The sequence below is a fragment of the Neorhizobium sp. BETTINA12A genome (assembly GCF_023006485.1).
In the GTDB taxonomy this organism is placed as follows: Bacteria; Pseudomonadota; Alphaproteobacteria; order Rhizobiales; family Rhizobiaceae; genus Neorhizobium.
This window is the reverse complement of sequence record NZ_JALBGW010000159.1, coordinates 1-10498: the sequence shown is the minus strand read 5'-3', so window position 1 is coordinate 10498 and position 10498 is coordinate 1. Positions and strand designations below refer to the sequence as shown.

Sequence of the window (10498 nt, the reverse complement as noted above, 5' to 3'; positions counted from 1 at the left end):
GCCGAGCACGACGGCACCTTCAGCCCCGATGATGACGAGGCCGAGCCTTGCCGGCAGCGCCACGCAGAGCGCGGTCAGCAGCAGGGGAGCGGCGCGGGAAAGGCTGTTCTGGATCGAGAACCAGCTTCCGAAACCGCCCGTGTACATGAGCTGGAAAAGGGTGACAGGCGACTTGCCGATCGCCACGATGAAGAGGGAGAAAAGCGCCAGGCCGATCAGGATCGCCACCAGCCCGATCGCCACGGGCTCAGCCCGTCGCGCCAGCCATTCGAGGAGTGGGCGCAGCGAAGCTCCGCTCCCCGTTGCTATCGATAGTCCCGGATCGTTCGCTTCGACCGTCATGGCGCTTCTCCTTCACCTCGAGATCAGGACGTGGACCCGACGACGCCCTCGACCAGGTAACCCATGCTTTCGAGCTCGATCGCATCCTCCGCAAAGGCGGTGCCGGCGGTGACGACGACATTGCCCTTGTTGTCCTTGATCGGGCCCTTGAAGACCGAGAACTTGCCGGACATGATTTCGGCAAGCGTCGCCTCGAACTTCTTGCGGCCTTCGGCGGAGACGGCGGGCCCGAGCGGGCTCATCTTGACGAAGCCGTCCTTCAGGCCGCCGCGGACGAAATTGCCGAGCTTGCCGCCGCTCTGGGCCGCCTTGATGAAGTTGGTATAGACATTGCCCCAGGCCCATTCGGCGCCGGTCAAGTATTTATCCTTGGCAAGCGCGCTCTGGTCGGCATGGTAGCCGCAGACGAAGGCGCCGCGACGGGCGGCGGTTTCGACGACGACCTTAGGGCTGTCCACATGGCAGGTGATGACGTCGGCGCCCTGGTCGACCAGCGCGTTGGTGGCTTCGGCCTCCTTGACGGCGAGCGACCATTCGCCGGTGAAGATCACCTGGCAGGTGATCGTCGGATCGACCGAGCGGGCGCCGAGCAGGAAGGAATTGATGTTCTGGACGACCTGCGGAATGGGCTTAGCGGCAACAAAACCGATCTTCTTGCTCTTGGTCGCGTAAGCCGCGGCAATGCCGTTCAGATACTGGCCCTGGCCGATATAGCCGAAATAGGAGCCGGTATTCATCGGGTTCTTGCCCTCCTGCCAGAGACCGCCGCAATGGCGGAACTGGATCTTTGGGTATTTCGCGGCCATGGCCAGCATATGGGGGTCGAAATAACCGAACGAGGTCGGGAAGAGCAGGGTGGCGCCATCAAGGTTGACCATCGATTCCATGGTCTTCTGGACATCGACGGTTTCCGGAACGTTTTCCTCCTCGACCAACGTGATGCCGGGCATCTTCTTGATGACGGCCGCACCCTCGGCATGCGCCTGGTTGTAACCATAGTCGTCCTTCGGGCCGACATAGATGAAGCCGACGGTGAGCGCGGTCTGCGCCATGGCCTGCGAGCCGAACAGGCCGGGCACGGTGCCGGCGGCCAGGCCGGCAGCGGAAGCCTGGAGAAAGTTGCGGCGGTTCATGGGAAGGAGTTTGGTCATCGGCATGCTCCTTGCGGCTCTGGGCCGGTTTCGAACGGGTACGATAAAGTGCATGCAATGTGCGTGCCAGAACTCAAATCTTTGTTATTTAACATAAATTTCGGAATAAAGAAAATCTGTAGTGGAAAGTGCATACAGATTCATCGCCTTTCCGCTTAAGAAATAATCAATAGTTATTATTTGTTCAGCAATCCGCCGGAGGGGCAATACGGCAATTGCCGGTGCAGCTTCCCGACATCGGAAAGCTGAAAATTAACGCGACGTTGGCGGCGTTATTTGACTTATCGAGTCCGGAACGGCATCTGTATGCAAATTGTAAGGTCAAGTAGAATCGTCCCGTGAAGCAGGTCAGGCGCAGAGAAGTCATCCGTACCGGAACCACCGTCGAGCAGATGGTGCGGGCGATTGCCGACATGATCGTCACCGGCGCTCTCCTGCCGGGCGAGAAGCTCGACGAGATCTCGCTCGCCTCGCGTTTCGAGGTTTCCCGCACGCCGGTGCGCGAGGCCCTGCGCGAACTCGGAGCGATGGGCCTGGTCGGTCGCGAGCCGAACCGCAGCGCGGTCGTCACCAATGTGAGCGGCACCTATCTCCATTCGATGTTCGAGGCGATGGCGGAGCTCGAGGGCATCTGTGCGCGGCTGTCGGCGGAGCGGATGACGGTGGACGAGCGGCGGGCGCTGGAGCTCGACCATCGCGGCTCGATGCGGCTGGTGCATGCAGGCGCGGAAGAGGAATACGCGGCGCACAATACCGAATTCCACACAAGGCTTTATCGCGGCGCCCATAACGACCACGTCTTCGAAATGGTGACCCAGACGCGGGCGCGGCTTGCCCCTTTCCGTCGGGCGCAATTCCGCCTGCCGGGGCGTCTTGCGAAATCCTACGAGGAGCACGATCAGATCGTCACCGCGATCATCCGTGCCGATACGGTCGCGGCAGGGCAGGCGGCCTATTCGCATGTGGCGATCGTCAGTGACGCCAGCGCGGTGTTTGCGACGGCTGGGGAGTAGGCGGGCGGTCAACACCGCAGCCTCCTTTTTTCAAGCACTTTTGGCCGCACGGATGAAAATCCGGCGGTTCCGTTTGGGCGGGAATGGGGCAGGCGGGGTATTTCGGGGTATTGGGTATTCAGGCTTTCCGCCTGCCCCGGCCGTTTTGCGTTTCCGGGGATTGTCAGGCCCCTTGAACCGCTTCCTCGACCGTCACCGGAAACCGGACCTTGCGAGCCGGATGATGCGGCCGGTTCGCGAACCCGGTTTCCCATCCGATGACCGGGGGATTATGCGAGCGATTGCGGAGGCGGGGACGGACGGGGAAGCGAAAGCGGCTAAGTGTTTGAACGCCGGTGGGGGAATTTTTCAGAAGTGCTGAAAGCGTCCCCGTTTTGGAGGCGCTGTTCTTGTACCGAGTGGATCGTCGGGGCAAATGAGCAAGGCGGAGGCACTTTCGGCGTCACCTTTGGTGATTGAGCGCCAGCCTCCGATTCCTCATTCCTGTGCTTGTCACAGGACTCCAGCCACGGCGCGTCTGCGCCGTGAGAAGAGTTCTTTCGCACCCAAGGACTTGGGTGCACTGGATCCCTGTGACAAGCACAGGGACGAGGGAGTTTATGGCGGCGGCTGGTCGAATGATCGAGAACTTCGCAGATTGCCGATCTGGTCCGCAGGCCTCTGAAATCACCGCGCCGCCGAACGCGCCGAGACAAACACCTGCGGTTCGTAGGCAAAATCCTTGTCGAAGGGGTAGGTCGGCTTCAGCTTGCGGTGGCGTTCCAGGCGCTCGACGAACTGGTCGACGACGCCCGGTGACAGGGCCATCAGGTTCGGGTTGGCGATCGGGGCCAATTCTGGGGAGAGATAGCCGGACTTCACGACGATGATCTTGGCGCTGTTCGGGTCGAGGCCAAGGCGGGTGAAGTCGGCGATATAGTGGTAGGGACGGCGCTTGGCCGAGAGGACCAGTTCGATGCCGTCGATGGCGACGACCGCCTGGCGATCGGCAAGGTCTGCCGTGTCGTGGAGGAACTGGACCTTGACCTTCGCCTTGACCGGCTGGCTACCGATCGTGTCGAGCGTTGCACCGATCGAGAGGTCGAGTTCGGCGCCGACGCCGGCTGCGTAGCAGGCCTCTGTCGCCGCCTTGTCGGCGATACCGGCGAAGACGACGCCGGTTGCCTTTTTCGCGATCAGGTCGGCCAGCACCTCGGCGCGGTCACCGACGCCGCCGCCGGTCGGGTTGTCGCCGGATTCGGCAAGAACCACCGGAGCAGTCTTGGCGGCGATCGCCTTGTCGACGCAATCCTCAATCGAACCGGTCTCGCAGCCGAACACGAATTTTCTGCGCGCATCCCAATAGGCTTTTGCGACACGCCTGGCCTCGCGCTCAAGGACCGCGCGGTTGGTGCCGGTCATGATCGCGGCGGCGGTGGCGCGCGGTTCGTCGGCCCAGACGTAACCGACCATCAGCGAGGCATCCCAGACGCCGTCGATCGCATCGATTTCCGGCATCATCTCGTAGAGGCTTTTCGCGGGCTCATCGACCGTCGAGGTGCGCTCGCCGGGCAATACGACCGGGATCGGTGCCCAGAGAAGGACCGGCTTGACGCCGGTCTTGAGGCTCTCGACCAGCATTTTCACCGAGCGGCGCATGGTCTCCTCGACGTCGATATGCGGCGCGGTGCGGTAGGTGGAATACATGTCGAGCGCATCGATGATCCGCTGGCTGACGTTGCCGTGTAGGTCGTAGCTGGCCGAGATCGTGCAATCCGGGCCGACCAGGTCGCGGGCGGCGGTGATCCAGTCGCCCTCGGCATCCTCCATGCCCTGAACATACATGGCCCCGTGCATGGCCAGATAGAGGCCGTCGAGCGGCAGCATCGGTTTCAGCCGGTCGAGGAATTCGGCCTTGAAGCGTTCGTAGGTGGAGCGGGAAACCGGGCCGCCGGCAATGGCGCGGCAATGGATGGTCGGCAGAAATTCGGCGCCGTAGTCCTTGAGGAAGGCGAAATAGGGGGCAGCGGTCAGGTCATCGCCGCGCACGATGCGAAAATCCTTTTCCTCGTTGAGAACCGGATTGTAGGTGCTGCATTCGATATGGATGCCGCCGACAGCAATACGCATGGAAAAACCTCAGTTGGAGTTTGGGCCGATCAGGAAATTATGGGCTGCGATGCTGGCGGCACCGCGGGCCCAGACATCGCCATCGACGCGCTTGATGCGGATCGGCGTCTGGCCGGCGTAACGCGGCAGCACGTTGGTTTCGATGGCCTGGTTGACCACCGTGCCGAACAGGCCGTCGAACGAGCCTTCGACATGGGTGATCAGGATCAGGCCGGGGTCGTTGATCTGGATGAGGTTGGCGATCGAAAGCCCCAGTGCCGAACCTGCGCGGTGCAGGATGCGGATCGCGGCGGCGTTGCCTGTCGATGCCTCGTATTCGATATCCGACAGCGAGGTGCATTCGAGCCCTTCGGCGCGTGACATTTCCTTGATCGCCTTCATCGAGGAGACGGTGTCGAGGCAGCCACGCTTGCCGCAGCGGCAGGGCGCGCCGCCAGGCTCGATGGTGCAATGGGCGATTTCGCCGGCGCCGCCGTGATTGCCGCGATAAAGCTTGCCGTCGATGAAATGGGCACAGCCAATGCCGTCGCCAAGCGAGACGACGCTGAAACTCTGGATCTCGCGGGCGCTGCCGAACAGTTTTTCGCTGACGGCGACCGCCTTTGCGTCGTTCTCGATAAAGGTCTCGACGCCGGAGCGTTCGCGGATGATCTTTGCCAGCGGCACGTCCTGCCAGCCGAGCAGGGTGGACTGCACGCAATTGGCCTGGGATTCGTCGACGAAGCCGGACAGGGCGACGCCGATGCCCGAAAGCTTTTCCCGGGCGTCCGGATGGGCTTCGAGCAGGCTCGGCAGGCCCTCGGTGATCGCCTGCGCAATTACATGCGGATCGCGTGACAGCGGCATCGACTGGCGGGCGATGATCTTGCCGTTGAGGTCGCTGAGAATCATCGGCGCCGGGTCTTCGAGCAGCGAGATGCCGACGAAGAAGGCGCATTCCGGATGCAGGTCGAGCCGGACCGATGGGCGGCCCTGGCCGTAAACCGTCTCCGTCTCGTGCAGCACCCCGAGGTCGATCAGGTCGCGGGCAATGCCGCTCATCGCCGCTTTGCTCAGGCCCAGCAGGTTCGCCATCTCGGTCCGGCTGAGCGGACCGGACTCGCTGATGACGCGTACGAGCTGGCGCTGGGAGGAGGTGAGCGGAGCGTTCAAGGCAGCTGTTTTCTGTTTGTGAAGGTGGGTTGACACTAAGTTCAGAAAATGAACAAATCAACGCCAATAAATTATAAAAATGATCTAAGGCGGCAATGACCGCCCTCGTGTCAACAAAACCAAGGGTGAACGACCATGACCATGTTCTTGAAAAGTCGCCATTTCGCGCTCGCCTGTGCGGTTGCGGGCAGCCTCGCGTTTCCGGTTGCGGCGAGTGCCGCGACGCTCAACGTGATGCAGACCGAAGCTCCACGCTCCATGGATCCGGGCGACCAGACCGCGACCTATACCGCAGCCCTGCTCGACCCGATTTATGAAGGCCTCGTCAAGCGCGATCCCGATCTGTCGCTTAAACCCGCGCTCGCCACCGAATGGTCGGCGGATGCTTCCGGTCTCGTCTGGACCTTCAAGCTGCGTCCGGGCGTCAAGTTTCATGACGGCACGGCCTTCGATGCTGACGCCGTGGTCAAGAATTTCACCCGCCACCTCGATACCAAGCGCGGCCTTGCCGCCAGCGGCCGGTTGCGCACCTTTCTCGAAGGCGTCACCGCCGTCGATCCGATGACCGTCCAGTTCAAGCTGAAGACACAGTATCCGGCTTTCCTCGCGCTGCTCACGACCGGCCCCTGCCTGATGGTCAGCCCGACCGCCGACGCGGCCGGCACGATCGGCTCCAAGGCCGTCGGCACCGGTCCCTACAAGCTGCAGGAATACAAGTCCGGCGAATATGTGCTGCAGGCCAAGAATTCCGATTGGTGGGGCGGCGCGCCGAAGGGCGAGGACCAGATCAAGTGGACCTGGACCGGTGAGCCTTCGGTCATGAACATGGCCCTGCAGACGGGCGATGCCGACGTCATCAATCCGTTCCCGGCCGCCTTTGCTGCACAGGTCAAGGCAAACCCCGAGATGAAGCTCTCGACGACCGACGGGTCGGCCGTGTTCTGGGTCTCGCTCAATACCAAGCTGAAGCCGCTCGACGACGTTCGCGTGCGCCAGGCGCTGAACTACGCGACCGACCGCGAAGGCCTCGTCAAGGCGTTCATGAACGGTTATGCGACGCCGGCCAACTCGCCGCTTGCCCCGGTCACTCCCGGTTACGACAAGACGCTGAACCCCTATCCGTACAATCTCGAGAAGGCTAAGCAGCTCCTGAAGGAGGCCGGTTATCCCGACGGTTTCGCGATGTCGACCATCGTACAGGAACAGGAAGCCCGGATCGGCGAACTGTTGCAGGCGATGTGGGACAAGGCCGGCGTCAAGCTGGACGTGCGCAAGATGGAAGGCGGCGTCTGGTCAAAGGCGGCCTTCCAGGATCCGGCCGGCAAGGAGAAGGACAATATCGGTTCGTCGATCGCCTCCTGGTCTTCCGGCGTCAACGGCGCCGACCTGCAGTTCCGCCCGCTTTACTACTCGAAGAGCGCGTCGCCGGCCGGCGCCAACCTCGGCTTCTTCTCCGATACCAAGCTCGATGAATTGATCGACAAGGCCGCCTCGACGCTCGACGAAAAGGCGCGCAACGCGATCTATGTCGATGCCCAGAAGCAAGTAAACGATCAGGCTCCGCATGTTTTGCTCTATACAAAGCAGGACCTGTTTGCGACGCGCGCCAGCGTCAAGGGTGCCTGGGTCATCCCGGGTGGCCTGATCGTCGTCAAGGACGCCAAGAAGTAATGTCAACAGCACGGCGGATGGAGAAAACCGTCCGCCGTTTCCTTTTATGAAACATGGGGCTAGGAAACCGAGCTCCAGGACAGGCGCATGAAAGCCTATATCCTCAAGAAATTGCTGGCTCTGCCGTTGATCCTCGTCGGCGTTTCGCTGCTGGTCTTCGTGGCCATCCGTGCCCTGCCGGGCGATCCGGCGCGGCTGATGGCCGGACCGGAAGCGACGCAGGAAGCCGTCGACAACATGACCGTTCGGCTCGGCCTCGACCGCAGCCTGCCGGCGCAATATGCCTCGTTTGCCTATGGGGCGGTAAGGGGCGATCTCGGTACGTCTATCAAGTCCAAACTGCCGGTCGTCGCCGAAATCGGCGAACGCCTGCCGTTCACCATCGGGCTGGCGATCACCGCTTATCTGATCGCCATCGGCATCGGCGTGCCGGCCGGGATGATCGCGGCGATCTACCGGCACGGCTGGCCCGACCAGTTCGTGATGATCCTCGCAATCGCCGGGGCCTCGATCGCCAATTTCTGGCTGGCTTTGATGGCGATGAATACGTTCTCGGTGCAGCTCGGCTGGCTGCCGCTGCTCGGCGCCAGCTCGTGGAAAAGCTTCATCCTGCCGTCGATCACGCTGGCCGTGCTGCCCACGGCGGTGATCGCCCGCATGACGCGCTCCAGCATGATCGAGGTGATGAGCCAGGATTATATCCGCACCGCCTATGCCAAGGGCGTCCTGCCGAGGAACATCTACTGGAGCCATGCGCTGCGCAACGCGCTGCTGCCGATCATCACCATTGTCGGATTGAATTTCGGCAGCCTGATGGGCGGTGCGGTGGTCACCGAATCCGTCTTCAACTGGCCGGGTATCGGACGGTTTCTGGTCGATGCGGTGCGTTATCGCGACTATCCGGTCATCCAGGGCGTGACGCTGGTGGCGGTCACCGGCGTGGTGATGATGAACTTCCTCGCCGAACTGCTGATCGCTATCCTCAACCCCAAGATAAGGTTCGACTGATGGCGTCCGTTGACACCGATATCGTACCGCGCCGGCCGGCGTTTCTCAGGGGGCTCCGCTGGATGGCGACGCATCGCAGTATCACGCTCGGTGGCCTGCTGATCGGCATCATCGTTCTTGCGGCCGTCTTCGCGCCGTTGATCGCACCTGCCGACCCTTATATGCAGGATCTGCTGGCGACCATGGAGCCGCCGTCACTGGCGCATCCGTTCGGAACCGACGACAATGGCCGCGACATTTTTGCCCGCGTCATTTTCGGGGCGCGCATCTCATTGCTTGAAGTGGTCCTGGCCGTCGGCCTTGCCGTGCTGGTCGGCGTGCCGCTCGGCATCCTGTCGGGCATGAGCGGCCGTTATGTCGACCAGGCGATCATGTGGACGATGGACATCCTGTTTGCCTTTCCGGGCATCGTGCTCGCCATCCTGATCGTCAGCGTGCTCGGCAGCAGCCTGATCAACCTTCTGATCGCCATTGCCATTTTCTCCGTGCCGGTCTACGCCCGCCTCAGCCGAAACCTGACGCTCGGCCTGAAGGGCATGGACTATGTCGAAGCCGCCGTCTCGCTCGGCATCTCGCGCCGCCGCATCATGAGCCATTATATCCTGCGCAATGCGATCGGGCCGATCATCGTGCAGTCGACGCTGACCGCCGGCACGGTCATCCTGTCGGCCGCAAGCCTGTCGTTCCTCGGCCTCGGCGCCCAGCCGCCGCTTCCCGAGTGGGGCGCGATGATGAGCGACGGCCGCAACTATCTCGGCCTCAACATCTGGATGTCGCTGTTTCCGGGGCTGGCGATCATGATCACCGTGCTCGGCTTCAACATTCTCGGCGATGGCCTGCGCGACCTGCTGGATCCGCGCAAATGAGCATTGCCGCCACACCCCGCACGACAGGCCCGGTCGGGCCGGCAAAGCCGGTCTTCTGCGTCGATATCGGCGGTTCGTTCATGAAATTCGCGGTCTCGCCGGCACCCGGCGCGCTGGTGCCGCTCGACAAGGTGGCGACGCCGGCCGCGAATTGGGACGATCTTGCAGTCTCTCTCTCGGGGCTCATCGAGCGTAATGCCCAATCGGGCGATCCCGGTTCGCCGCTGGCGCTGTCGATTGCCGGCCTCATCGATCCTCGGACGGAGGTTGCGACCTCGGCTAATATTCCCTGCATTACTGGGCGGCGGATCGGCGACGAACTGTCTGCCATCCTCGGACGACCGGTGCTGGCAGCCAATGACGCTGACTGCCTGACGCTTGCCGAAGCCAACGAGGGTGTTGGATGTGGTCATTCGGTGGTTTTCTGCGCCATCATGGGGACCGGCATCGGTGGAGGGCTTGCGATCGACGGACGGCTGGTGCGTGGTGCTGGCGGCGTCACCGGTGAATGGGGCCATGGCCCGATCCTCAACACCAGTGTCGAACTCGATGGCGAGACGCTGCATATTCCGCGTTTTTCCTGCGGCTGCGGCCAGTCCGGCTGCGTCGACACGATCGGCGGGGCGCGCGGCATCGAGCGGCTGCATCATTTCCTGCATGGCTGCGAGGAGACGAGTTATCGGATCCTCGAAGACTGGCAGGCGGACGAGGCGAGGGCAGCTAGGACCGTTGCCGTTTATCTCGAACTGATCGCCGATCCGCTGGCGCTGTCGGTCAATGTCACCGGCGCCTCGATCGTGCCGGTCGGGGGTGGGCTTGCCTCGGTCACGCCGCTCATCGATGCGCTCGACCGGGCGGTGCGCAAGCGTATCCTCAACCGCTTCGATCACCCGCTGGTGACACCGGCGCTCCGGCAGGAGGACGGCGGGCTGGTCGGCGCCGCCGTGCTCGGCCATCAGAGTGCCGTTCAAGGTCACTAGAGTACCTTTCAGGGGCGCCTGCTGTTACGAGAGTGCCAGTCATCAAGGAGACTGATCCTGTCCATCCTGCTCGAAGTCTGCGTCGATAGTCCCGAAGGTCTGGCGGCCGCCATCGCCGGCGGCGCTGATCGCATCGAACTCTGCGCCGCACTCGATGTCGGCGGACTGACGCCGCCGCCCGGCATGATCGCGCTTGCCGCCAAGGC

At 62.6% G+C, this 10498-nt stretch carries 9 protein-coding genes and 1 pseudogene; 6 read left to right on the top strand and 4 right to left on the bottom strand.

Annotated features, from left to right (window positions below; all coding sequences use genetic code 11):
* Together MOV61_RS24725 and MOV61_RS24720 are read right to left on the bottom strand one after the other, a co-directional pair.
* Positions 1–342 (bottom strand): annotated as a pseudogene (locus MOV61_RS24725) (ABC transporter permease); the annotation flags it as partial.
* Positions 343–365: 23 nt separating this feature from the next.
* Positions 366–1493 carry a BMP family ABC transporter substrate-binding protein gene (locus tag MOV61_RS24720; protein WP_247138491.1) on the bottom strand — a complete coding sequence of 376 codons (1128 nt, stop codon included), beginning with the start codon at positions 1491–1493 and terminating at the stop codon, positions 366–368.
* Between the two features lie 338 nt (positions 1494–1831).
* Here MOV61_RS24720 and MOV61_RS24715 point away from each other — a divergent pair, with 338 nt between their 5' ends.
* The gene (locus tag MOV61_RS24715; protein ID WP_247138490.1) at positions 1832–2506 is read left to right on the top strand and encodes a GntR family transcriptional regulator; all 675 of its coding nucleotides are present in this window, start codon (positions 1832–1834) and stop codon (positions 2504–2506) included.
* A gap of 666 nt (positions 2507–3172) precedes the next feature.
* On the opposite strand, the gene MOV61_RS24710 is transcribed toward MOV61_RS24715, so the two are convergent.
* Both MOV61_RS24710 and MOV61_RS24705 read right to left on the bottom strand, forming a co-directional pair.
* Entirely contained in the window at positions 3173–4615 is a 1443-nt protein-coding gene (locus MOV61_RS24710) for a M81 family metallopeptidase (RefSeq protein ID WP_247138489.1), read from the bottom strand.
* Positions 4616–4624: 9 nt separating this feature from the next.
* The gene (locus MOV61_RS24705; RefSeq protein ID WP_247138488.1) at positions 4625–5767 is read right to left on the bottom strand and encodes an ROK family transcriptional regulator; all 1143 of its coding nucleotides are present in this window, start codon (positions 5765–5767) and stop codon (positions 4625–4627) included.
* A gap of 135 nt (positions 5768–5902) precedes the next feature.
* On the opposite strand from MOV61_RS24705, the gene MOV61_RS24700 reads away from it, so the two are divergent.
* The 5 genes from MOV61_RS24700 to MOV61_RS24680 all read left to right on the top strand — a co-directional run.
* A complete protein-coding gene (locus MOV61_RS24700; protein WP_247138487.1) occupies positions 5903–7438 on the top strand; it encodes an ABC transporter substrate-binding protein in 1536 nt (511 codons plus the stop codon).
* An 87-nt stretch (positions 7439–7525) separates the two neighbouring features.
* Entirely contained in the window at positions 7526–8446 is a 921-nt protein-coding gene (locus MOV61_RS24695) for an ABC transporter permease (protein ID WP_247138486.1), read from the top strand.
* Complete coding sequence (locus tag MOV61_RS24690; RefSeq protein ID WP_247138485.1) at positions 8446–9312, top strand: ABC transporter permease; 867 nt, start codon at positions 8446–8448, stop codon at positions 9310–9312. The genes MOV61_RS24695 and MOV61_RS24690 overlap by 1 nt, the downstream gene beginning before the upstream one ends.
* Positions 9309–10292, top strand: coding sequence for an ROK family protein (locus MOV61_RS24685; RefSeq protein WP_247138484.1), 984 nt, complete (start codon positions 9309–9311; stop codon positions 10290–10292). The genes MOV61_RS24690 and MOV61_RS24685 overlap by 4 nt, the downstream gene beginning before the upstream one ends.
* Before the next feature lie 57 nt (positions 10293–10349).
* Positions 10350–10498 (top strand): copper homeostasis protein CutC (locus tag MOV61_RS24680; protein ID WP_309493854.1); only part of this gene is annotated, 149 nt, incomplete at its 3' end.